The 22,297-nt window shown below is 68.9% G+C and carries 21 protein-coding genes, 2 pseudogenes and 1 riboswitch; of the genes and pseudogenes, 15 read left to right on the plus strand and 8 right to left on the minus strand.

Annotated features, from left to right (window positions below):
- Positions 1-41 precede the first annotated feature (41 nt).
- Entirely contained in the window at positions 42-464 is a 423-nt protein-coding gene (locus tag NS2_RS15045; protein WP_143161315.1) for a hypothetical protein, read from the minus strand.
- Positions 465-998: 534 nt separating this feature from the next.
- On the opposite strand from NS2_RS15045, the gene NS2_RS15050 reads away from it, so the two are divergent.
- The 3 genes from NS2_RS15050 (at position 999) to NS2_RS15060 (ending at position 2,999) form a co-directional block, all read left to right on the plus strand.
- Positions 999-1,397: a hypothetical protein gene (locus NS2_RS15050; RefSeq protein ID WP_033088083.1), complete on the plus strand. Its 399-nt coding sequence runs from the start codon at positions 999-1,001 to the stop codon at positions 1,395-1,397.
- 81 nt (positions 1,398-1,478) lie between these two features.
- Positions 1,479-2,102, plus strand: a complete 624-nt coding sequence (locus NS2_RS15055) for a TetR/AcrR family transcriptional regulator (RefSeq protein WP_045437696.1) — start codon at positions 1,479-1,481, stop codon at positions 2,100-2,102.
- A gap of 54 nt (positions 2,103-2,156) precedes the next feature.
- On the plus strand, positions 2,157-2,999 hold the full coding sequence (locus tag NS2_RS15060; protein WP_052486670.1) for a class I SAM-dependent methyltransferase: 843 nt from the start codon (positions 2,157-2,159) through the stop codon (positions 2,997-2,999).
- Here the strand turns inward: NS2_RS15060 and NS2_RS15065 are convergent.
- Positions 2,978-4,561: a hypothetical protein gene (locus NS2_RS15065; protein WP_071811862.1), complete on the minus strand. Its 1,584-nt coding sequence runs from the start codon at positions 4,559-4,561 to the stop codon at positions 2,978-2,980. The two genes, NS2_RS15060 and NS2_RS15065, sit on opposite strands and share 22 nt — an antisense overlap.
- Before the next feature lie 292 nt (positions 4,562-4,853).
- Positions 4,854-5,027, plus strand: a riboswitch (M-box (ykoK) riboswitch).
- 205 nt (positions 5,028-5,232) lie between these two features.
- Here NS2_RS15065 and NS2_RS15070 point away from each other — a divergent pair.
- Genes NS2_RS15070 through NS2_RS15080 form a run of 3 tightly spaced genes read left to right on the plus strand, consistent with a single transcriptional unit; the run spans position 5,233 to position 9,011 of the window.
- Positions 5,233-5,946, plus strand: a complete 714-nt coding sequence (locus tag NS2_RS15070; RefSeq protein WP_033088080.1) for an MgtC/SapB family protein — start codon at positions 5,233-5,235, stop codon at positions 5,944-5,946.
- Positions 5,943-7,682, plus strand: a complete 1,740-nt coding sequence (locus NS2_RS15075) for an ABC transporter permease (RefSeq protein ID WP_081985935.1) — start codon at positions 5,943-5,945, stop codon at positions 7,680-7,682. The genes NS2_RS15070 and NS2_RS15075 overlap by 4 nt, the downstream gene beginning before the upstream one ends.
- Before the next feature lie 12 nt (positions 7,683-7,694).
- A complete protein-coding gene (locus NS2_RS15080; protein ID WP_033088079.1) occupies positions 7,695-9,011 on the plus strand; it encodes an ABC transporter ATP-binding protein in 1,317 nt (438 codons plus the stop codon).
- 7 nt (positions 9,012-9,018) lie between these two features.
- Here the strand turns inward: NS2_RS15080 and argS are convergent, their stop codons facing one another.
- From argS to NS2_RS15095, 3 genes and pseudogenes are all read right to left on the minus strand, one after another.
- Positions 9,019-10,509, minus strand: a complete 1,491-nt coding sequence (argS, locus tag NS2_RS37480; RefSeq protein ID WP_237088046.1) for an arginine--tRNA ligase domain-containing protein — start codon at positions 10,507-10,509, stop codon at positions 9,019-9,021.
- A gap of 173 nt (positions 10,510-10,682) precedes the next feature.
- A pseudogene (locus NS2_RS37485) lies at positions 10,683-10,916 on the minus strand (hypothetical protein); the annotation flags it as partial.
- Positions 10,917-11,000: 84 nt separating this feature from the next.
- Positions 11,001-11,819 carry a helix-turn-helix transcriptional regulator gene (locus NS2_RS15095; protein ID WP_228102809.1) on the minus strand — a complete coding sequence of 273 codons (819 nt, stop codon included), beginning with the start codon at positions 11,817-11,819 and terminating at the stop codon, positions 11,001-11,003.
- A gap of 97 nt (positions 11,820-11,916) precedes the next feature.
- Between NS2_RS15095 and mraY the strand changes: the two genes are divergently transcribed.
- Positions 11,917-13,008, plus strand: coding sequence for a phospho-N-acetylmuramoyl-pentapeptide-transferase (gene mraY / locus NS2_RS15100; RefSeq protein WP_033088077.1), 1,092 nt, complete (start codon positions 11,917-11,919; stop codon positions 13,006-13,008).
- 62 nt (positions 13,009-13,070) lie between these two features.
- On the opposite strand, the gene NS2_RS15105 is transcribed toward mraY, so the two are convergent.
- Entirely contained in the window at positions 13,071-14,645 is a 1,575-nt protein-coding gene (locus NS2_RS15105) for a DHA2 family efflux MFS transporter permease subunit (RefSeq protein WP_033088076.1), read from the minus strand.
- A gap of 124 nt (positions 14,646-14,769) precedes the next feature.
- Between NS2_RS15105 and NS2_RS15110 the strand changes: the two genes are divergently transcribed.
- From NS2_RS15110 to NS2_RS15130, 6 genes and pseudogenes are all read left to right on the plus strand, one after another.
- Complete coding sequence (locus NS2_RS15110; protein ID WP_033088075.1) at positions 14,770-14,991, plus strand: NfeD C-terminal domain-containing protein; 222 nt, start codon at positions 14,770-14,772, stop codon at positions 14,989-14,991.
- A 38-nt stretch (positions 14,992-15,029) separates the two neighbouring features.
- Positions 15,030-16,096, plus strand: a pseudogene (locus NS2_RS15115) (SPFH domain-containing protein).
- Positions 16,097-16,157: 61 nt separating this feature from the next.
- The gene (locus tag NS2_RS38225; protein WP_306455129.1) at positions 16,158-16,292 is read left to right on the plus strand and encodes a cold-shock protein; all 135 of its coding nucleotides are present in this window, start codon (positions 16,158-16,160) and stop codon (positions 16,290-16,292) included.
- Positions 16,289-16,537 (plus strand): hypothetical protein, encoded by a 249-nt coding sequence (locus NS2_RS38230; protein ID WP_306455128.1) that lies wholly within the window; start codon positions 16,289-16,291, stop codon positions 16,535-16,537. The genes NS2_RS38225 and NS2_RS38230 overlap by 4 nt, the downstream gene beginning before the upstream one ends.
- A 51-nt stretch (positions 16,538-16,588) precedes the next feature.
- Positions 16,589-17,689, plus strand: a complete 1,101-nt coding sequence (locus tag NS2_RS15125; protein WP_177327157.1) for an ATP-dependent DNA ligase — start codon at positions 16,589-16,591, stop codon at positions 17,687-17,689.
- Positions 17,686-18,750 (plus strand): DNA polymerase domain-containing protein, encoded by a 1,065-nt coding sequence (locus NS2_RS15130; protein ID WP_033088074.1) that lies wholly within the window; start codon positions 17,686-17,688, stop codon positions 18,748-18,750. The genes NS2_RS15125 and NS2_RS15130 overlap by 4 nt, the downstream gene beginning before the upstream one ends.
- An 80-nt stretch (positions 18,751-18,830) precedes the next feature.
- Here the strand turns inward: NS2_RS15130 and NS2_RS15135 are convergent, their stop codons facing one another.
- Entirely contained in the window at positions 18,831-20,066 is a 1,236-nt protein-coding gene (locus NS2_RS15135) for a serine hydrolase domain-containing protein (protein ID WP_052086473.1), read from the minus strand.
- Between the two features lie 105 nt (positions 20,067-20,171).
- Between NS2_RS15135 and NS2_RS15140 the strand changes: the two genes are divergently transcribed.
- Positions 20,172-20,720 (plus strand): YdeI/OmpD-associated family protein, encoded by a 549-nt coding sequence (locus NS2_RS15140; RefSeq protein ID WP_033088073.1) that lies wholly within the window; start codon positions 20,172-20,174, stop codon positions 20,718-20,720.
- Positions 20,721-20,756: 36 nt separating this feature from the next.
- Here NS2_RS15140 and NS2_RS15145 read toward each other — a convergent pair whose 3' ends face one another.
- Positions 20,757-21,164, minus strand: coding sequence for a winged helix-turn-helix transcriptional regulator (locus NS2_RS15145; RefSeq protein ID WP_033088072.1), 408 nt, complete (start codon positions 21,162-21,164; stop codon positions 20,757-20,759).
- A 218-nt stretch (positions 21,165-21,382) separates the two neighbouring features.
- Between NS2_RS15145 and NS2_RS15150 the strand changes: the two genes are divergently transcribed.
- Entirely contained in the window at positions 21,383-22,294 is a 912-nt protein-coding gene (locus tag NS2_RS15150) for an NADP-dependent oxidoreductase (protein WP_033088071.1), read from the plus strand.
- Positions 22,295-22,297: the final 3 nt, after the last annotated feature.

The raw sequence follows: 22,297 nt of genomic DNA on the forward strand, positions 1-22,297 counted from the left end.
TTGCGCGCGGGTCCGGCATCGGCGAGTTGCGTCGGCCGTGGCTAGTTGCGTTCTGCCATGGCCTTGGCCGACCAGCGCACCGCGTAGCCGACCACCAGGCACGGCAACGACATGAGCACGAATACCGCTGCCGCGATGACGAATCCGCTCGCGGTGCCCAGGATCCAGGAGGCCAGGGCCGGGTCACAACCGGCGTGCAGGCCAGGGACCGAGGAGCATTCGCGGAAGGTGCGCGGCCCGGAGTAGCGGCCCCACACCGCGATACCGGCCCAGACGAGCACCCCGACCACGGTGTTGAACAGGTAGCCGCAGCGGACGAGTTTGCGCACGAAGATCAGTGCGCCCAGCTGGTCGGAATAGAGCCCGTCGGCGACGTCCGCACTGACCCCGAGGTGCCGGCCCCACAGGGACGGTTCGGGAATGTCGTGGGCGGGCCGGGAATTGACGTACTGGCTTTTGGCCATGATGCTCGCGATGCCTTCTTGCACTGACTGAATCGATCGTCGTAGATCATTCCAGCGCTGTCCGTTTCGCGAAGACTTTGCGGCGGAATCGGGCGCGCAACCGGTTTGCGCGCACCGACGGCGTCGCCGAATCGGGATCGGGTCCGGTTCGGCGACGCCGGGTTTCGCGGCACCCGCTGCGGTGCGGGACGCGGGTGCGAGCCTCGGGGAAGCGGGCTCGCGGGTGTCCTCCGCTGGGGGCGTCTGCGCATTGCGCCCCGGACGAATTCGGACAATCGGTACGGTAGCGAGACATTAGCTATTTCGCGACTCGAGCGCCCGTATTAGGGGATCCATAGGGGGTGAGGGATTTTCGCTCGAGGTTGGCCGAGCCGTGGGATTGCCGCCGATCATGAGGGTCATCGCGGGGTCACCGCAGAGAGGACGGGTAGCCCGATACGGGCGTGTCGGGTCCCCTGAACGCAGACACTTCCCTTATGCGCCAATGGCGTCGCAGTATCCTCATTCACCCTTTCTCTGGGGAGATGATCGACGATGATCCGGTCACGGAAGTCGGCCCTCACCGCATTCGCCACCTTCGCCGCCGCCAGCGCGGCACTGGTCCTGGCCGCGCCCGACGCGTCGGCCTATGTCAGCAGCGTCAACATATCCAGCGGGTCGTCCATCGGCGGCGGCTACGGCACCACCTGTTCCTACACGGTCACCGTGAACGGCAGCCCGTACGAATACGTCTGGCTCTACGACAGCAATACCGCCACCTTCGGTACCCAGCAGTTCAGCCTGGGCAGCGGCGGCACCGGCACCTCGAGTTGGACACCGAGCTCCACGGGGGTGCACTTCGTGCAGGCCTGGTCCTACAACGGGTCCCAGTTCGCGGTGGTGACGGTGCGCACCGGCATCAATCTGGGTAGCGCCTGCATCGTCACGGGCTGAGCGACACCACCCGCGATCGATGCCGGTCGCTCCGGTGCCGGGTGGCGTGCCCGCCCGGCACCGGGCATTACTCTTGTCCCGGTGCAGACCGAGCAACCGCCCTCCGACTCCGAGCCCCGCATCTGGGGTGGCACGACCCTCACCGAACGCCGGGAGGCGCGCCGGGCCGCGTTGCTCGAGGCCGCACTGGATCTGATCGGCGAGTCCGGGGCGGGCGCGGTCACCATGCGCGCGGTGTGCCGGCGCGCCAACCTGACCGACCGCTACTTCTACGAATCCTTCGCCAGCAGAGACGAACTCCTCGATGTGCTCTACCGCCAGATCGCCGAGGAGTTCCTGGACCCGATGACCGCCTTCGCCGTCGGTGACGACCCCGACCGCGACCGCGCCCTGTCCCAAGCCCTGGTCGACAAGGTCCTCCAGGACCCCCGCAAGTCGCGGCTGTTCCTGGTGGAGCCGTATTCCTCTACTGGCCTGGGCCAGACCACCATCGCGGTGATGCCCGCCTTCACCCGCCTCATCCAGGACCACCTGTTCGCCCACATCGACGACCCGGTCCGCCGCAGCCTGGCCGCGGTCACCATGGCCTCGGGCAACGCGGGCATGTTCTCGGCCTGGCTCAACGGCACCCTGCGCGCCACCCGCGAGCAGATCGTCGACCACCTGGTGGAGACCATCGACGCCTACCGCGGCATGTACCGCTAGATCCCGGCGCCGTTCCGGTGATCATCAGCCGCGGCGCTGAGCTAGCTTCTGATCATGACCGGTTCCTCGCCGAGCCCCTCCGCGCCGACGCCGCACTACACGCTGCCCAACGAATGGGATTGCGCCGCCGAGCGCCTGGCGCTGCTGGGCGCGGCCTATGACCCGGAAAGCATCGCACTGGCTCGGCAACTGGGCGTGAGTGCCGGTTGGCGGTGTCTGGAGGCCGGGGCCGGTGGCGGGTCGTTCGCGCGCTGGTTGTGCGGCGCGGTCATGCCGGGTGGTCGAGTGCTGGCGGTGGACGCCGATCCACGCCATCTCCTCGACCTGCCCGAACTCGGCGGCGAGGTGGCCCGGCTCGACCTCGTCACCGACGAACTCCCCTGCGGCGCATTCGATTTCGTCCACACCCGCTTCGTGCTGCTGCACATCGCCGGACGAGACATCGTGCTGGAGCGGCTGGTCCGGGCCTTGGCGCCCGGTGGTGTCCTGCTGCTCGAGGAAGGCGACGGGCTCGGTGTCCTGCATGAAATGGCGGGCGCGTTCGGGGAGGTGTGGCGCGCGTTCGCGCGTTCGACCGAGATCGCCGGCGCGGACCAGAGCTGGGCGCGGCACTTGCCCGCGCGCCTGGAAGCCCTCGGGCTCATGGACGTTCGAGCCACCGCGGAGGTCCCCATGTTCCGCGGGGGTTCGGCGATGGCGCGGATGTGGAGCCTGACCTGGTCGCAGGCCCGCGAAAGCCTGGTGGCGCTGGGGGTCTCACCCGAGGTCATCGCCACCGCGCAGGCCGAGTTGACCGACGAGCGGCGGTGGTTCCATGTTCCGCCCACGATCCGCGCATGGGGTCGAGTCCCGGAAGTCCTCGGGTCCGTACCGGGTCAGCAGCCTTCCGAGGCGTAGGGGCGGCCGATGCTCGGCGGACCGGCGTTGCCGTCTTCTTTGATCGGGAAGCACAGGAAGTGGGTGCGATCGGTGGCGGTTTTGGATCTGACGATGATGGCCGGGGAGCCTTGGCCACCGATGGCGCCCTGTTCGATCGTGTGGTCGGCGTTGTAGGCGGCGATGATCCGGGCGGGGGTTGATCCGTCGCCGACGCCGCGGTCGGTCGTTGTGCCGGGCGGGGTTTCGATGCCGGTGACGACGCCCTTGGCGGTGTCGATCCACACCGAGAAGTCGTAGACGCGGTCGGGTTGGTCGGAGAGGACGCGGCAGTGGCTGTAGTAGGTGGTGTCGCGGACGATGGGTGAGAGGATCGCCAGGACGTCTTTCACGCTCATGCCGAGCGTGATTCGACGGTAGCCGTTCTCGGTGGCGGCGTTCGGCCGGGTCGCGTTGATCGTGAAGAACGCCTCGTTCTGGCCGGTGAGGGTGAGCCACAGGCCCCCGACGCTGACGAAGACCGAGGCGATGATGCCGCCGAGGACGCCGAGGAATACCCCACCCGCGAGGCCGCCGATCGCGCCGAGGCAGTCGATCATCGTGCGGCCGAGGGCACCGGCCTTCGTGGCGAAGTCGTTGCCGGACAGCTGATTCAGTCCCTCGACCACGCCCGAGAGGCAGGTCAGTTTGTCGAAGGCGGCCGAGATGTCCTTGTACAGGCCCAGGTCGATGCGCAGCAGTCGCGCGGCGGCGTCGATCTCGGCGAGCATCACCGACACCAGCGAGAGTCCGGCGTCGATCTGGAGTTCGCCGCGGGTGGGCGGGTGCTGGGCGTCGAACGGGATGGTGGTCGTGTCGCCCGCGACGAGCACGGAGGTGTCGTTGGTTCGGCCGCGGCGCGACTGGTAGAAGATGCCCGCCGCGAGCGCTCCCGCCAGATCGCGGCCGTGCGCCTCATAGGACTGGGCCGCCGGAGCGGTGCGGGCCAGCCACACCCAGGGCGAATTCGATTGCAGCGCAACCTCGAAGCGTCCGTCACGGGCCGCGACGCAGGGCCAGGCGACGTCGCGGTCCACCGGTGAGGCGCCGATGGTGACCCCGTTCAGCTCCGCCGATGCGCCGACGCAGTCGGGTTTGGGATAGCGCAGTTGCAGGGCGGCGGCGATCCCGTCGGTGATCGACGTGGTGATCGCCTTCGCATCGAGCCAGCCCGCCCAGAACCCGCTCAGGTGCGAGGATTCGGCCCGCAACGTCGACGCCTTGTCATCCCAGGTGGCGGGCAGCACGTCGATCTCACCCGCCGCGTTGCGGGTGATCACGACCGGTGTATTGCCTTGCGCGATCTGGGTGTCGACCGTGGCGCGGTCGAGAACGAAGGACAGGCGAATGCTCGACGAGGGTGGCAAGGCTCCGTCGGCGAGCCGCACATCGATCGCGGGCGCGAACGGACGGAACAGCGCGGTCTCGATCGGTGTCGCCGCCGATTCGCCGCTGACCTCGAGGGCCGTACCGGCCGGTGCGACGGTGCCGTCGGCGGAGACCTGTGCCTTCCCGAAATCGATGTGCACACCGTCCGCGGTCACGACGGCCTGCGTCGGCGGCAAGGAAGACGTCGGCGGCAAGGAAGACGTCGCCGTTGGGTTCGAGGTCGCGGTCGGGCCCGATTCGGTCGCCGATTTCGTGCAAGCGACCACGCCCGTGAGCACGAGTGCGGCGACGAGGACAGGTGCCAGCCATGACATTCGAGCACCCGTGGCAACCCTGGGCCGCATCGCAAAACCTATCCCTCACGCCGTCGATCCGAGTGTAGGGCGGTGGCGACCCCGCTCACACCGGGTTGCCGATTCCGGCTGCCCGGTGTTTACTCGTCAGCGCAGGTGCCGTCGTTAGCTGAGGCTCCTTCACGGATACAGGCCGGCGATCCCGAACGTCGAGAGACGCCCCGGATCAGGACAGGTTGCCCCGAGTTAAGGGGTTGCCCCGACCGGCTCCCACCCGAGGGTGGGTTTACGCCGTGGAGTGCTGAAGGTCTTACGAAGGGTGGTATCCGTTCCGGCGAGTTCACGCTGGTCCCACCCTCCTGGCAGCGTGTGTGTCGTGTGTGGAGGAGGTGGTGGTGGTCGTGCCCGATGGATCGGATCGCGTTCCGTTAGCCAATCGTTCACTCGGCGACACTGCCGCAATCCTTCGACCGCTACCCGTTGGCCTGTAGCGTCCGATTCGGAGTGCGCCGTCTTCCTTTTCGGAGATCGAGATGACCACGTGGGAAATGCTGCTGCGCCTGGGCGCCGGTGTCGGGCTGGGTGCGGTGATCGGGTTCGAGCGCCAGTTCCGGGCCCGGATGGCCGGGTTGCGCACCAATGCGCTCGTCGCCGCCGGGGCGACGCTGTTCGTGCTGCTGTCCGCGCACGGCTTCAACGGGGCCAGCGCCGACCCGACTCGCGTTGCGGCGCAGATCGTTTCGGGTATCGGGTTCCTGGGCGCGGGGGTGATCCTGCGCGACGGGTTCAATATCCGCGGCCTCAATACCGCCGCGACGCTGTGGTGTGCGGCCGCGGTGGGCGCGCTGGCGGGTGCGGGCATGTATTCGACCGCGGCGGCGGGCACGGTGGCGGTGGTGGTGGTCAATACCGCGCTGCGCACGGTGGCGCGCACGGTGGATCGCCCGCTCACCGACGGCCCCGAGGCGCAGGAGGCGCTCTACGCGTTCACCGCCGACACCGATGACGCGCACGAGGCACACGTGCGGGCGCTGCTGGTGCAGTCGCTCACGCGCACCGATTTCCGGCTGAATTCGATCTCGAGCCACGACACCGCGGCGGGCCGGGTGCAGGTGCGCGCGGAGCTGACCGGGGATCGCCGTGATGACCGGCAGATGGAGGCGGCGGTGAGCCGGTTGAGCCTCGAGCCGTCGGTGACCAGTGTCGGCTGGCGCACGGTGCCCCGGTCCCAGGAGGTCGAGCAGTGACCGGTGCGCTGCGCTCGTATCCCTCGCGCGGCGTGCTGGACCGGCCGCGCTCGCGGTGGGCGGATGTGGCGGTGTTCGTGGGCGCGGCCATCGTGATCTGGCTGATCGTGCGGGTCTCGGCGGGCATGCACGTGCCCTTCGACAAGAATGCCGCGCCCGCAACGATTTCCACCGATCCGGCCGAGCTGCCCTACTATGCGGCGCGTTCGCTGGCGCGGATGATGGTGGCGCTGGGGTGTTCGATCGTGTTCACCTTCGTGTTCGCGACCGCGGCCGCACGGCTGCCGCGCGCGGACAAGGTGCTGTTGCCGCTGCTCGACATTCTGCAGTCGGTGCCGATCCTGGGTTTCCTGTCGGTGACGATCACCGGGTTCATCGCCTTGTTCCCGGGCTCGTCGCTGGGACTGGAGTGCGCCTCGATCTTCGCGATCTTCACCTCGCAGGCGTGGAACATGGCCTTCGCCTTCCACCACAGCCTGGTGTCGCAGCCGCGTGAACTCGATGAGGCCTCCCGCAATCTGCGCCTGTCGCGCTGGCAGCGATTCTGGCGCATCGATGTGCCCTCGGGGATGTTCCCGCTGGTGTGGAACGCGATGATGAGTTTCGGTGGCGGCTGGTTCTTCCTGAGCGCCTCCGAAGCCATCAGCGTCAACAACCGCCAGTATGTGCTGCCGGGCATCGGCTCCTATGTCGCGGTCGCCTCGGCCGAGTCCGACACCGCCAAGGTGGTGCTGGCCATCGTGGTGATGGTGGTGATGGTGGTCGGGCTCAATATCGTGTTCTGGCGCCCGATCACGGTGTGGGCGGAGCGATTCCGCATGGAGGACACCGAATCCGCGGACGCCCCGCGCTCGCGGATGCTGGATCTGTTGCGGCGCAGCCATGTTCCGGGTCTGCTGGGCCGGGTGTTCGGGCCGCTGGTGTATCCGATCGACCGGTTCATGCGGATCTTCGGGTTGGCCGAGCATCCGCTGTATGTGGCACCGGCGCGCCGCCGGGCCGCGGATGTGGTGTTCGCGATCGTGGTGGGGGCGGGCCTGATCGCGGGCACCGTCGCCATCCTCGACTACATCGACCACACCGTCGGCTTCGGCGAGGTCGCCCACGCACTCGGGCTCGGGTTGATCACCCTGGTCCGGGTGATCGTGCTGCTGATCTTCGCCACCGCGGTCTGGGTGCCGGTCGGGGTGTGGATCGGGTTGAATCCGCGGGTGTCGCGGCTGGCGCAGCCGATTGTGCAGGTGCTGGCCAGTTTCCCGGCGAACTTCCTGTTCCCGCTGGTGACCGCGGTGCTGGTGGCCACCGGGGCGAGCCTGCAATGGGCGGCGATCCTGCTGATGGCCCTGGGCGCGCAGTGGTACATCCTGTTCAATGTGATCGCCGGGGCCGCGGCGGTGCCCAACGACCTGCGCGAGGCGGCGGCCAATCTGCGGCTGTCGCGCCGATTGTGGTGGCGCAAGCTGATTCTGCCCGCCATCTTCCCGTCCTTCGTGACCGGTGCGATCACCGCGGCGGGCGGCGCGTGGAACGCCTCCATCGTCGCCGAGATCGTGAGGTTCGGTGACACCACCTTGACCGCGACGGGTCTGGGCGCCTACATCGCCGAGGCCACCCGTGCCGGGGACTGGCCGCGGATCCTGGTCGGGGTGCTGGCCATGAGCGCCTTCGTCGTCGGTATCAACCGTTTGTTCTGGCGGCGCCTGTACGGCCTGGCGCAGCGCCGCTATTCGCGCTGAGAGGAGCCCGCGATGACCGAAACCATTGCCACCGGCGAGGTTCTGATGGACCTGTCCGATATCGACATGTCCTTCACCGGCGCCTCGGGTGAGCGGCTCAATGTGCTCGACCAGGTGAATCTGCAATTGCGCGCGGGCGAGATCGTGGCGCTGCTGGGCCGTTCGGGCTCGGGCAAGTCCACCCTGTTGCGGCTGATCGCGGGACTGCTCGCACCCACCAGCGGGCAGGTCTCGTATCGGGAGCAGCCGTTGCGCGGCGCCAATCCCGGTGCGGCGCTGGTGTTCCAGTCGTTCGCGCTGATGCCGTGGCTGAGCGTGCAGGACAATGTGGAGCTGGGGCTGGCCGCGCGCGGGATCGCCCCGGCCGAACGGCAGCGGCGCGCCCTCGAGGCGATCGACCGGATCGGGCTCGACGGTTTCGAGTCCGCCTATCCCAAGGAGCTCTCGGGCGGGATGCGCCAGCGGGTGGGTTTCGCGCGCGCCCTGGTGCTCGAGCCGGATCTTTTGCTGATGGACGAGCCGTTCTCGGCGCTGGATGTGCTGACCGCGGAGAACCTGCGCACCGAGCTGGTGAATCTGTGGTCGGCCAAGGACTTTCCCACCAAATGCGTGTGCATCGTGACCCACAACATCGAGGAGGCGGTGCAGCTGGCCGACCGGGTGATGGTGCTGGGTTCGAATCCGGGCCGCATCATCGCCGAGATCCGGGTGGATTCCCCGCGCCCGCGTGATCGGCGCGCCCCGAGTTTCGAGGCGCTCGTCGATCAGATCTACGGTCTGCTCACCGGCCGCGACACCGAAATCGCCGCCGCCCCGGCCGATACGTCGACCCCGTTCGCGGTGCCGCTGCCCGATGCCTCGGTCGGCGGGATCGCCGGTCTGCTCGAGCTGGTGTACGGCAACAGCGGCCGCGCCGACCTGCCGGTGGTCGCCGACGAACTCAACTTCGAACTCGACGACCTGATGCCGCTGGTCGACGCCGCCGCGCTGCTGGGTTTCCTGCTGGTGGAAGCCGGTGACGTGATCCTGACGAATGTGGGCGCGAACTTCACCAATGCCGACATCCAGGCCAGCAAGGCCATTTTCGCCGCCCAGGCCCGCCGCCGCGCTCCCCTGGTCCGCACCATCTGCTCGGCGCTGATCGGCAACACCGACGAAACGGTCCGCGCCGATTTCATCCTCGATCTATTGAAGCGTGGCTTCTCCGATGATGACGCCCGCCGCCAGCTCGAGCTGGCCATCGACTGGGGCCGCTACGCCGAACTCTACGACTACGACACCGATTCCGGCCGCATCACCGCCGACCCGGCCGCGGACTTGCGCGCCTGAGGCGGGGTCACACCACGGCGGTCGGGATGACGTTGATCAGGCCGCCGTCGACGAGCAGGTCCACCCCGGTGATGTAGGAGGCATCGCCCGAGGCGAGGAAGGCGACTGCGGCGGCGACATCCTCGCTGCGCCCGACCCGCCCGAGCGCGACCTGCGCGCCGACCCCGGCCTGTGCCTCGGGGGAGGCTTCGGCGCGGAAGGCGGGAGTGTCGATGTAGCCGGGGCTGACCGAGTTCACGCGAATGCCCCTGGGCGCCAGTTCGGCTGCCAGGGCCCGGGCCAGGCTCAGTACCGCGGCCTTGCTCGCGGTGTACAGGGCTGCGCCGGGCGCGCCGCGATAGGGGGCGAAGGAGGCGTTGATGATGAGGGCGCCGCCGTCGACCAGCAGCGGCAGGACCTGTTGCACGGTGCGGAACGCGGCTTTGAAGTTGACGCCCACCACGCGGTCGAACTCGTCGTCGGTGACCTGCGAAACCTGCTGGAACGCACCGATTCCCGCGTTGACGAACACCACGTCCAGTCGCCCGAACCGCTCGCGCACCACCCGGGCCAGCGTTTCGAGATCGGCGGCCGCGGTCGCGTCACCGGCGATCGCGGTGGCCCGCTCCCCGAGCTGGGCGACCGCGTCGTCGAGGCGTTGCTTGTCGCGCCCGGTGATGATGACCGTGGCTCCTTCGGCCAGGAGCCGGTGGGCGGTGGCCAGTCCCATCCCGCTGCTGCCGCCGGTGATCAGCGCGATCTTGTCGTGGAATCGGAATCCGTTGTCTGTCATGGTCTCGAGCCTGCCGGGGCCCGCACCGGGTAACCAGTGCGTGTTTATCGTGGGTGTGCCACCACCACCGACATACAGCAGCCGGTGCGCGCCCAGGGTGGTGATGCGGTAGCGGATGGTGGCCAGATCGGTGCTGTCGTAGCCGTATCCGCCGTCGCGTTTGCGGACCATGAGCACCGCCGGGCTGCCGTCGGGTCCGTTGTCCTGCTCGGATTCGACGATCACCGCGCCGTCGCTGGGCACGGCCACCGCGGCGTCGAGCAGTTCGGTGGTGGTGGCGGCCAGCATCGGGTTGTAGAACGATTCCCCGGCGTAGTCGTCGGGGGTCAGCAGGACCCCGAGGCGCCGGTAGATCGCGGCGAACGCGCGCTCGGATTCGGCGACGATCTCGCGCCAGTGCGCCAGGGTCGCGGCGTCACCGGTCTGCAGGGCGACCACCCGGGTGCGGGCGCGTGCGGCGAAGCCGGGATCGGTGTCGAAGCGGGCTCGCGCGATCTTGTAGAGGTTGTCGAGAGCCGAGACGGTCGCCTCGTCGCCGATCTCGCCTGCACGCCAGGGCCGGTCGGGGTTTTCGTCGATGAATTGGATCAGCATCCCGAACTGGGTGCCCCAGTCGCCGAGGTGATTGGCGCGCACCACGTCGGCGCCGAGGAAGGCGAGCAGCCGGGCCAGGCTGTCGCCGATGATCGTGGTGCGCAGATGGCCGACGTGCATTTCCTTGGCCACGTTGGGTGCGGAGTAGTCGATGACGATGCGCTGCCGTGTGCGGGCTCGCCGACTCCGAGGCGCGGATCGGCCAGCCGTGCGGCCAGTTGCGCCCAGCTGGCGGTGTCGGTCACGGTGATATTCAGGAATCCTGGACCGGAGGCACCCACGTGCGCGATGACCGCATCGGGCTCGAGGTCAGCGGCGAGTTCGGCGGCCAGCCGTGCCGGTGGCACCGCGATCCGTTTGGCCAGCGGCAGTGCGGCATTGGATTGGAAGTCCGCGCGGTCGGAGCGGCGCACCACCGGGTCCGAGCCCGCCAGCTGTGGGCGGGCGCGCCCGATCGCCGCGGTGACGGCGGCGGCGACGTGTGCGGACAGCGGGAGGACGGTGGCGGCACCCACGTGCGCGATCCCCTTTCCTGGCACGCGGATTCGAGTGACTCTCAGTATCGCGGTGCCCGCCAGCGGTTTTATCGCCCTGCCCGTGCGGATCCGGTGCCCCGGTGGGGTTCAGGCGCAGGGGGCCAGGTGCAGCCGGGTCAGGCCGGTGAGGCGGACGGCGGTGTCGTGGGCCGGGTGGGGGTTGTAGAGGACCAGGTGGCGGTCGGGCTGGTCGGTGAGGGTCAGGGTGGTGGCGTCGAAGTAGAGCTCGCCGACCTCGGGGTGGGACAGGGCGTTGACGGCCTGTTCGGCGACCCCGACATCGTGGCGTGACCACAGGGTGGCGAATTCGGGGCTGCGCGTGGCCAGTTCGGTGATGATGGCCTCGAATCCCGGGTCGCCGGGACAGGTGTCGGCGCGGTAGGCGGCCACCACCGCGGGGGCGGCGTCGGTCCACACCTGGGCCATGGCCAGGTAGCGGGGATTGGTGAAGTAGGTGATCAGGCAGTTGTGGCCGGGTCCGGTGAACCCGAACACCAGCCGGGCGGTCTCGTTGTAGGCCAGCACATTCCAGTACCGGTCGCGCAGCACCGCCGGGCGCGCACCCCAGGCGTCGAGCAGGTTGCGGGTTTCGGCGCTGATGTCGGGTCCGCTGTCGGCGGCGCGGCAGGGCGGGTTGAGTCCGGCCAGCAGGTAGAGGTGGCCGCGTTCGGGGCCGTCGAGTCGCAGTGCGGTGGCCACGGCGTCGAGGACCTCGGCCGAGACGGTGATGTCACGGCCCTGTTCGAGCCAGGTGTACCACGACACCCCGACCCCGGCCAGCACGGCGACCTCCTCACGGCGCAGCCCGGGGGTGCGCCGCCGCCCGGCCGCGGGCAGTCCGGCCTGTTCGGGGCTGATGCGGGAACGTCTGTCCCGCAGAAACTCTCGCAGCAATTCCCGTCGCACACCCGCATCGTCCATACCTCGCGCTAACAACCGTGGGGGCCCGTTTCGTTCATGCGCCGGTTAGCATGTGACCGAAATCGGGTCTCGAGGGGGGCGGATGCGGCAGGTTCTGGTGGCGGCGATGGTGGCGCTGGCGGTGTCGATCACGTTGACGCCCTTGCTGATTCGGTTGTTCACCCGGCACCGGTTGGGCCAGCAGGTGCGTGCGGACGGGCCGGCGACGCATCTGGCCAAGCAGGGGACCCCGACCATGGGCGGGATCGCGATCCTGATCGGGATGTGGGCGGGGTATCTGGGCGCGCATCTGGTGGGGATGCACTACGAGGGCACCGGGCCCAGCGCCTCGGGGCTGCTGGTGCTGGGGTTGGCGACCGCGCTGGGCGGGGTCGGGTTCCTCGACGACTACATCAAGCTGTCCAAGCGGCGCAGTCTGGGATTGACCGCCTCGGGCAAGTATCTCGGGCAGCTGTGCGCCGCGGTGATTTTCGGGGTGCTGGCGTTGCAGTTCCGCGGCGGTGGCGGGCTGACCCCGGCCAGCAAGCAGGTCTCGATCGTGCGCGACATCACCACGGTGTCGCTGGGACTGACCGGGTTCCTGGTGGCGGCGTGCCTGCTGGTGGTGGCGTGGTCGAACGCGGTCAACATCACCGACGGCCTCGACGGTCTGGCGGCGGGGTCGATGGGGTTGGCGCTGGGCACCTATGTGCTGATCACGTTCTGGCAGTACACCCACGCGTGCACGGCCAAGGCGGTGCCGGGCTGTTACACGGTGCGCGATCCCCTGGATCTGGCGATCGTGTGCGCGGCCGGGGCGACCGCGTGTGTCGGATTCCTGTGGTGGAACGCGGCTCCGGCGAAGATCATCATGGGTGACACCGGGGCGCTGGCGCTGGGCGGGCTGCTGGCCGGGCTCTCGATCACCAGCCGCACCGAGTTGCTCATGGTCGCGGTCGGGGCGCTGTTCGTGGCCGAGATCCTGTCGGTGCTGCTGCAGATCGTCATGTACCGCACCACGCGTACGCGACTGTTCAAGATGGCGCCGTTCCATCACCATTTCGAGTTGACCGGCTGGCCCGAGACGACGGTCAGTATCCGGTTCTGGCTGCTGGCGGCCATCGCCTCGGCCACCGGGCTGGTCGCCTTCTACGGCGAGCATCTGAACAACACCGGCTCGCACTCGCTGCCCTGAAACGCCGTGTGGCCCGGCCGGAATCGTGATTCCGGCCGGGACACACGGGTTTTCGCAGCGGGTCAGTGCACCACGGCGGGTGCGTCGGCGGCGGGCACCGCGGGTTTGGTGCGCGGCAGGAACAGTGCCGGGATCAGCGCCAGCGCCAGGATGCACACCGACACCACGAAGGTGTGGGCGAAGGCGCGCGCGGCCAGGTCGAAGCCCTCATCGAGCAGGGTCTGGGGCAGGTGCGCGAGCTGATCGCTGTAGCGCGAGCCGATCGAGGCGTTGGCCAGGGTCGGGTCGGGCGCGCCCGGCGGCACCGGTACGCCCCGCTCGCCCAGGGTCGCGCCCCGGTTGAGCAGGCTGGTCAGCACCACGGAAATGGTTGCGGTGCCGATGGATCCGGCGGTCTGGTTGACGATGTTCATCAGCGTGGAGCCGCGCGCGACCTGGGCGTGGGTCAGGGTCTGGATGGCGGCGGTCATGGTGGGCATCATGGTGCAGCCCATGCCCAGGCCCATCACGAACAGCACCGCGCACAGCAGCCCGTAGGGGGTGTCGGCGCTGACCTGGGTCAGGAACACCATGGCCACGGTCATGACGGTGATGCCGGTGAGCACGATCTTGCCGGGCCCGATCTTGTCGACCAGGCGCCCGGCGATGGGCATGGTGAGCATGGCGCCCAACCCTTGCGGGGCGATGAGAAGCCCGGCCATGAGCGTGGATTCGCCGCGCACCTGCTGCAGGTAGGTGGGCAGCAGCAGCCCGGATCCGAAGAACGCCATGGCGAAACACGTCATGGTCAGCACCGCGAAGCGCAGCGATTTGTTCTCGAACAGGCGCAGGTCGATGAGCGGGTGTTCGGTGCGTAGCGCGTGGAACACGAACGCCACCAGCAGGATCAGGCCGATGACGGCGGGAATGAGGACCTTGGCCGATTTCACGGTGTGCTCACCGGGGATCGAGGACACCCCGTAGAGGAACGCGGCCAATCCGGGTGAGGCCAGCAGCATGCCGACGAAGTCGAAGCTCTGCGAGGGTTCGGGGTTGTCGCGCGGGAACACGATGAACGCCAGCGCCAGGGCGATGATGCCGATGGGCAGGTTGATCAGGAAGATCCAGTGCCAGGAGAACGAGTCGATGAGCCAGCCGCCCAGGATCGGGCCCATGATCGGGCCCAGCAGCATGGGCACCCCGAGCACGGCCATCACCCGGCCGATGCGGGTGGGCCCGGCGGCGTGGGTCATGATCGTCATACCCAGGGGCATGAGCATGCCGCCGCCCAGGCCCTGCAGGACGCGGAAGGCGATGAGGGAGTTGATGTTCCACGCGGTCGAGCACAATACCGAGCCGATCACGAAGAACACCAGCGCCATCATGTAGAGGCGTTTGGTGCCGAAGCGGTCCGCGGCCCAGCCCGTCAGCGGGATGACGGTGGCCAGCGCGAGGGTGTAGCCGGTCATGGACCAGGCGGCGATGGCGGTGGTGGTGTGGAAGTCCTGCTGGAACTTGGGGATCGCGACGGTCACGACGGTCACGTCGAGAATCGACATGATGGCGCCGCGCACCACGACACCGGCGATCTTGAAGACGCCTATGTCCAGTTTGTCGTCGGCGGCGCCGGCCGCCGCGGTATCCGGAGGAGTGGTCACCGGTTCAGCCTGCCAGCCGGTTGGTGACGAAACCAGCACATATTGGTATCGGCGTGCTCGGGGGCGGCCGACACCGCGCGTAGGCTGGCTTTCTCAGTGATCCAGTTCGAGGAGTTCGCGCGCGATGACCGACCCCGTGGTGGGTTTGACCGGTACGCTGACCTCGCCGATCCGGGGTAAGGGTTCCCTCGGGGAGGTGCTGGTCGCCATCCGAGGGGGAACCGAGAGCTACATCGCACGCGCCGAGGAGCCCCTGGCGGCCGGTGCCACCGTGCTCGTGGTGGCCGTGCATCCGGGGCGCGTGGTCGATGTTGTTGCGTGGATTCCCCTTCCGGGCGATCGATAGATCGAGAGTTCTTTCCACCGAAGACGAGGGAGACAGCGATGCTCGGATACCACGTGCCCGATCTGGACGAGGCGATGCTGGTCAGTGGCGGGCGCCACGGCGGCAAGGACGGCGGGGCGCCGTTCAAGGTGATCATCGGCCACGGCACCTGGGTGGTGCCGTTGTTCCGCAAGGTGCGTTATCTGTCGCTGGCCATGTTCGAGGCCGAGATCGGCGAGCGCTGCGTCACCAAGCAGGCCATCCAGCTCGATGTGCGCGCGGTGATCGCGTTCAAGGTCGCCAACGACACGCAGTCGATCGTCAATGCCGCGCAACGGTTCCTGTCCGCGCAGGAGCGCGAGATGAGTGTGCTGACCGGGCGCATCTTCTCCGGGCATCTGCGTTCGATCGTGGGCTCGATGACGGTGGAGGAGATCATCCGCGAGCGCCAGAAGCTGGCCGATGAGGTGCTGGTGGCCTCGAAGGTGGAGATGAGCAATATCGGGCTGTGGGTGGACTCGTTCCAGATCCAGCACATCGACGACGGCAACCTCGGCTACATCTCCGCGCTGGCGGCCCCGCACAATGCCGCGGTGCAGCGTGACGCCCAGATCGCCCAGGCCGCCGCCGCGCAGCTCGCGGCCCAGGCCGAGCAGGAGTCCCAGCGCAAGCAGGCCGAGTATCAGCGCGAGACCGCGATCCTCAAGGCGCAGTACCAGCGTGACATCGACAAGGCCAATGCCGAAGCGGCGCAGGCGGGTCCGCTCGCCCAGGCCACCGCGCTGCAGGAGGTGCTCGCCGCCCAGGCCGAGCAGGCCCGCAAGCAGGCCGAGCTGCGGGAGCAGCAGTTGCAGGCCGAGGTGGTGAAACCGGCTGTGGCCGAAGCGGATCGGGTGCGCATCCTGGCCGAGGCCGAAGCCGACCGCACCCGCATCCAGGCCGAGGCGGCCGCCTCCAACAACCGGATCGCGTTGGATCAGCTGCTGATCGAGCAGCTGCCCGAGATCGTCAAGCAGGCCCCGACGGGGTCTCGGAGCTGGTGAACGGGATGGTGGGTCAGGGCCTGACCGTCTTCAATTCGTTGCAAAAGGCACTTTCTTCCGACAATGATCAACCTGCGGACTAGAGTGACCGCCAGAGGGACGCGGCGACGAGGAGCGGGTGTTTAGGTGTCCATCGGGAAATTGGTGTCGTTCGACAGTTCTCGGGGTTTCGGGTTCATTCGTCCGGAAGACGGTGGGCCGGACGTGTTCGTGCACGTCAATGACATCGGGCTGGACGAGGACGAACTGCGCCAGGGGGGGTTTTCGAATTCGATGTGACCGAGGGCGATCGCGGTCCCAAGGCGATCAACCTCGCGGTGGTGCCGGGGCAGAGTGCTCCGGCGGCCCGGCACAAGATCGGCAAGGACCATCGCGGGACGGGGCAGTTGAGTGCCGCCGAGCATCGGCGGTTGATCACCGAGCTGCTGCTCGATGCCTCGCCGCAGCTGACGGCCGGGGAGATCATCACGATCCGGGATCGGCTCACCACCTTCGCCGATCAGCACGGGTGGCTCGAAAACTGACCGGTTCGCATTACGATCGGTTGCGGGTCCACCGCGAACCGAGGAGGTCGTGTGCAACTGCCCGTCATGCCGCCGGTCAAACCGATGCTGGCCAAATCGGTCTCGGAGCTGCCCCGCGAGGCGGGGTTGCTGTATGAGCCCAAGTGGGACGGCTTCCGCTGCATCGTCTTTCGTGACGGCGACGAGATCGAACTGGGTTCGCGCAACGATCGGCCCCTGACCCGGTATTTCCCCGAACTGGTGGAGGTACTGGGGCAGGCGCTGCCGCCGAAATGCGTGGTGGACGGGGAGATCGTGGTCGTCACCGAGCAGGGGCTGGACTTCGACACGCTGCAGAATCGGCTGCATCCGGCGGCCTCGCGGGTCGCCAAGCTGGCGGTGGAGACCCCGGCCAGTTTCGTGGGTTTCGATCTGCTGGCGCTCGGGGACGACGATCTGACCGATCGGCCCTTCGCCGAGCGGCGGCGGATACTGGAAACGGTGCTCGACGGCCGGTTTTCGCGCACCCATCTGACCCCGATCACCGCCGATGCCGATACCGCCGCGGACTGGTTCACCCGGTTCGAGGGCGCGGGGTTCGACGGGGTGATGGCCAAGGCCGCGGATCTGCCGTATCTGCAGGACAAGCGGGTGATGCTCAAGATCAAGCACGAGCGCACCGCCGACTGCGTGATCGCCGGATTCCGCTGGCACAAGGACGGCGCAGGGGTGGGGTCACTGCTGCTGGGGCTGTTCGACGAGGACGGCACTCTGCATCACGTCGGGGTGGCGTCGAGTTTCACCGCCGCGCGGCGCAAGGAACTCGTCGGTGAGCTGGAACCGTTGCGGCACAACGCGCTCGAGAATCATCCGTGGCGCTCCTGGGCGGATGCGGCCGCCCAGGCCAAGGCCGATGGCAAGATGCCCGGCGGGGTGAGCCGCTGGAGCGGCGGCAAGGATCTGTCGTGGGAGGCGTTGCGCCCGGAGCTGGTGGCCGAGGTCCGCTACGAGCATGTGATGGCCGGGCGGTTGCGCCACGGCGGGCGGCTGGTGCGCTTCCGCACCGACCGCACCCCGCAGTCGTGCACCTACGCCCAGCTCGACGAGGTCGCCCCGGCCGAGCTGGCCGATATCTTCGCCGAGGCCAGAGCAGCGAAAGGGATGCCGCGGTGAGTGATTCGCTCGATCTCGAGGTGGCCGGGCACACCGTCACCATCACCAATCCGGGCAAGATCTACTTCACCGAGCGCGGGGAAACGAAGCTGGATCTGGTCAATTACTACCTGGCGGTGGCCGATCCGATCCTGCGCACCATCGGCGATCGCCCGGTGCTGCTCGAACGCTATCCCGACGGGGCCTCGGGCAAATCCTGGTTCCAGAAGCGGGTGCCGAAGTCGGTGCCGGACTGGTTGCAGACCACGGTGGTCTCCACCCCCAACGGCACCGAGTCCGATGCCCTGGTCGCCGTCGATATGGCCCACATTCTGTGGGCGGTCAACCTGGGCTGCCTGGGTTTCCACGTCTGGCCCACCCACGCCGGCGCCGAAGCCGCCTCCACCTTCCCGCCCGTGCACGACGCGGCCGGAAACGTCCTGCCCCCCACCGGTGTCACCGATGAGCTGCGCATCGACCTGGACCCCTCCCCCGGCATCGGCTTCGAGGACCTGCGTGCCGCCGCCTTCGCGGTGCGCGAGCTGTGCACGGAGCTGGGCATCGACGTGCGCGTCAAGACCTCCGGTTCGCGCGGCCTGCACCTCTACGCCATGCTGCAACCGCACTGGGACGGCTACCAGGTCCGTGCCGCCGCGGTCGCGCTGGCCCGAGAACTCGAACGCCGCCACCCCGACGAGATCACCGCCGCCTGGTGGAAAGAGGAACGCGGCTCGCGGGTCTTCGTCGATTTCAACCAGAACGCCCCGCACAAAACGGTTTTCGGGGCCTGGTGCGTGCGCCCGAAGGTGGGCGCGCAGGTCTCGACCCCGATCTCGTGGGAGGCGCTGGACTCGATCGTCCCCGACGAGCTCACCATCGCCACCGTCCCCGCCCGTGTCGCCGAGCTGGGCGACCCGTGGGCAGACCGCACCCCGCAATCGCTGGCGCCCCTGCTGGAGATGTCGGACAAGGACCTGGCCGCGGGCCTGATGGATGCCCCGTGGCCCCCGGTCTACCCGAAGATGCCGGGCGAGCCCCCGCGCGTGCAGCCCAGCAAGGCCCGCAAGGACACCACCGGCTAGCCGGTCGCTTCGACACCGCGAGTGACGTTGTGGCGCAGTGACTTCGCGGCCGGTGTGTGCGCGGGGCGGTGACGCCCGGATCAGGCCGCGGCGGTGCGCTGTTCGGCGGTGGTGGCGGGTTGGCGGGTGGCGCGCAGGATGAGATGGAGCAGGGGGACGACGAAGGTCTGGTCGAGGGGGCTCCAGGCCAGGGACATGCGGTTGTGGACGAAGCCGACCGAGATGCCCGAGCGAGGATCGGTCCAGCCGGTGGAGCCGAAGGCGCCCATGTGGCCGTAGCCGCGGGGGGCCCGGGCGACGGGGAGGCTGTGGAAACCCAAGTGCCAGAACGGGACCAGCAGGGCGTGGTCGATGCGGTAGGTGCGGACGCGTTCGAGTTCACGGACGGTTTTCGCCGAGAGGAACGGGCGGCCGTCGACGAGGCCGTCGCAGGCCAGGGCGCTGTACATGCGCGCCAGGTCGCGCGCGGTGCACACGGCATTGCCCGCCGGCAGGGAGGTGTCGAGGATGGCGGGGTTCTCGCCGCGGAAGACCGATTCCAGGCCCGGCACATAGATCGAGGCCAGCGGGGCGCGGACCATGCGGGGCAGGCGCGGGACGAAGGTGGCGACCGGGGCCGGGATGCTGCGTTCGGCAAGGGTTTTCAGCGAGCCGACCAGGTCGGCGGGGATGGTGCGCGACCCGGCGGGCGGGGTGCCCAGGTGGATGCCGTCGATGCCGAGGGGCTCGGCGATCTCGGTGCGGTACAGCTGTGCCATGTCGTGGCCGGTGAGGGCGCGCGCCAGGCCGGTCATGAGCCAGCCGATGGTCAGGGCGTGGTAGATCGGCCTGCCCAGCAGGTGATCGGGTTTCGCGGCGGCCAGGCGGGCTTCCATGAGTTCGTGGTCGAGGACCTCCCCGGCGGTGGTGGCGGGCAGGGCCGACAAACCGGCACGGTGGCTGAGCAGTTCGGTGACGGTGATGCGGGATTTGCCGTTGGCGGCGAATTCGGGCCAGTCTTCGGCGACGGGGGCGGCGTAGTCGAGCAGGCCGCGGTCGGCCAGCCGGTGCAGCACGGTGGCCGAGACACCTTTGGAGGCGGAGTAGATCATCGCCCCGGTGTCGGCGGTCCAGGGGGTGCCCGCCGCGTCGCGGGATCCGGCCCAGACATCGACGACCGGTTCGCCGTGCTGGTAGACCGCCAGCGCGCCGCCGTTGCCGCGGCGGCCGGCGAAGACGCGGGCGAAAGTTCGTACGGCGGAGGCGAATCGGGGGTCTGCGGATCCTTGGATCCCGGCGGGCAGTCCGGCTGCGGCGGCGGAGTGCGAGGTCGTCATCGATTCACGGTAGCGGCGGTGCGGCACCCCGGCAAGATGTGTCTGGGACAATTTTCGGTCGCGGTGTTCGGTGATCGTGTCGGCGCCCCCTGTCACCATGGACGCATGGATCCGGTCCCCTTCGCCGACGCGGCCGCCTTCGACGCCTGGCTCGAGGCCAATCACGCACGCCCGGAAGGGGTGTGGATCCTGATGGCCGAGAAGGGTTCGGGCATCGCCTCGCTCAGTGAGGACGACGCGGTCGATGTCGGCCTGCGCTGGGGCTGGATCTCGGGGCAGCGCAAGGGTTTCGACGCCGAGCACTACCTGCAGAAGTACGTGCCGCGCCGCCCGCGCAGCCACTGGTCGCAGGTGAACGTGGACAAGGTGGAACAGCTCAGCGCGGCCGGGCGCATGCGCGGACCGGGATTGGCCGAGGTCGCCGCCGCGCGGGCCGACGGCCGCTGGGCGCAGGCGTATCCGTCGCAGGCCACCTTCACCGTGCCGCCGGATCTGGCCGCAGCACTGGCCGACAATGCCCGCGCGCGAGCGAGCTACGAGGCCCTCGACCGCAGCCGCCGGTACGCGATCGCCCTCGAGCTCTACCGCGCGAGAAGCCCGAAAACCCGCGCCTCCCGACTACACAAGGCCATCGAGGGCCTCGAGAACGCCTGAAACCACCTCGAGTGAGCCGTTCCGCCTCCGTTCGGCTCAACTCTGCTGTGCGGCGCGGTCGAATTCGGCGCGGGCGGCCAGCACATCGGTCATGTGCCCCGCGGCCCAGTCCTCGAGCTGTGCGAGGATCGGCAGCAGGGTCCGGCCCAGCGGGGTCAGCGAATAGTCCACCCGCACCGGCACTTGCGCGGTCATGTGGCGCGCGACCAGGCCGTCGCGTTCGAGGGTGCGCAGGGTCTGGGTGAGCATCTTGTTGCTGACCGAGGCGACGGTGGCGCCGAGTTCGCCGTAGCGGGCCGGGCCGTCGGCGAGGGCCGCCAGGATCAGGCACACCCACTTGTCGCTGAGGGTGTCGAGCAGTTTGTTGGTCGGGCAGGCCGAGAGGAAGGCGTTGAAGTCGACCTTGGCCTGTTCGCGGCGCTGGGCTGCGGTGGTGGTGCTCACCCCGACTACAGCCACCGCGGCCGGGGCGGGCATTCCCGGTCGCGGTGGCGGATTTTCGCCATGCCCGCACTCCCGGCGGTGACCTGGGCGCTTTCGGGTGCCTACTGGCCGATCCCGCAGCCGCGGTCCTACGGTGAGACAACGCCCCGCTCCGCCACCGGATGCGGTCGCGTTCCACCGGTGGATCGTCATTCCTTCCCAGACACAGGAGCATTGCCATGCGTGCTGTTGGTTTCTCCCGTTTCGGCGGGCCGGAGGTCCTCGAGGTGTTCGAGGTAGCGGTCCCCTCGCCCGAACCGGGTCAGGTATTGGTGAAAATCGCTGCGGCACCGGTGAATCCGGTCGATATCGGGGCACGGGCGGGGACCTTCGCGGCGCTGCTGCCCGCGCGCGAGCACTATGTGCCGGGTGTCGAATTCGCGGGCTGGATCGAGGATGCCGGGTCCCACGTCGGCCGCGCCGAGATCGGGCAGCCGGTGGTCGGGTTGCTGCCGTGGCTGTCCACCTTCGAGGGCAGTTATGCCGAATACGTGGTGGCGGACGCCGATCTGGTGGCCGCCGCCCCGGCCGGGGTCGAGCTGGCAGCGGCGGCCACGCTGCCGCTCAACGCGATCACCGCGGATCTGGCCGTCACCGCCGCGCCCGGGGCGACGGTGCTGGTGACCGGTGCGGCCGGGGGTGTGGGCGGGTACGCGGTGCAACTGGCCGCCGCCCGCGGCGCGCACGTGATCGCGGTGGCGGGGGCGGCCGACGAGGACCTGGTGGGGTCCCTGGGCGCGAGCGAATTCGTTTCTCGCGGTGCGGATCTGGTGCAGCGGGTGGGCTCCGGCCGGGTGGACGCGGTCATCGACACTGCCCTGATCGGCGCGCCGCTGCTGCCGGTGGTGCGCGACGGGGGCGCGTTCGCGGCGCTGCTGCCCACGGCCGCCCCGGCCCCCGAGCGCGGTATCACGGTGACCACCGTGCAGCAGGCGCCCGACGGCCGCCGCCTGGCCGAGCTCGTCGACCTGGTGGAGGCGGGCACGCTGACCCTGCGCGTCGCCGACACCTATCCCCTCGACCACGCCGCCGACGCGCACGCCCGTTTCGAGAAGGGCGGCCTGCGCGGTCGGCTGGTGCTGGCGCCCTAGTAC

The sequence above is a fragment of the Nocardia seriolae NBRC 15557 genome (assembly GCF_007990715.1).
GTDB lineage: Bacteria > Actinomycetota > Actinomycetes > Mycobacteriales > Mycobacteriaceae > Nocardia > Nocardia seriolae.

Excerpts from the sequence above, each read along its gene's own strand:
- NS2_RS15140 (WP_033088073.1), top strand. The coding sequence starts at position 20,172 with ATGGATCCGGTCCCCTTCGCCGACGCGGCCGCCTTCGACGCCTGGCTC.
- NS2_RS15070 (WP_033088080.1), top strand. The coding sequence starts at position 5,233 with ATGACCACGTGGGAAATGCTGCTGCGCCTGGGCGCCGGTGTCGGGCTG.
- NS2_RS15135 (WP_052086473.1), bottom strand. The coding sequence starts at position 20,066 with ATGACGACCTCGCACTCCGCCGCCGCAGCCGGACTGCCCGCCGGGATC.
- NS2_RS15080 (WP_033088079.1), top strand. The coding sequence starts at position 7,695 with ATGACCGAAACCATTGCCACCGGCGAGGTTCTGATGGACCTGTCCGAT.
- NS2_RS15110 (WP_033088075.1), top strand. The coding sequence starts at position 14,770 with ATGACCGACCCCGTGGTGGGTTTGACCGGTACGCTGACCTCGCCGATC.
- NS2_RS15060 (WP_052486670.1), top strand. The coding sequence starts at position 2,157 with ATGACCGGTTCCTCGCCGAGCCCCTCCGCGCCGACGCCGCACTACACG.
- NS2_RS15050 (WP_033088083.1), top strand. The coding sequence starts at position 999 with ATGATCCGGTCACGGAAGTCGGCCCTCACCGCATTCGCCACCTTCGCC.
- NS2_RS15150 (WP_033088071.1), top strand. The coding sequence starts at position 21,383 with ATGCGTGCTGTTGGTTTCTCCCGTTTCGGCGGGCCGGAGGTCCTCGAG.
- NS2_RS15045 (WP_143161315.1), bottom strand. The coding sequence starts at position 464 with ATGGCCAAAAGCCAGTACGTCAATTCCCGGCCCGCCCACGACATTCCC.
- mraY (WP_033088077.1), top strand. The coding sequence starts at position 11,917 with ATGCGGCAGGTTCTGGTGGCGGCGATGGTGGCGCTGGCGGTGTCGATC.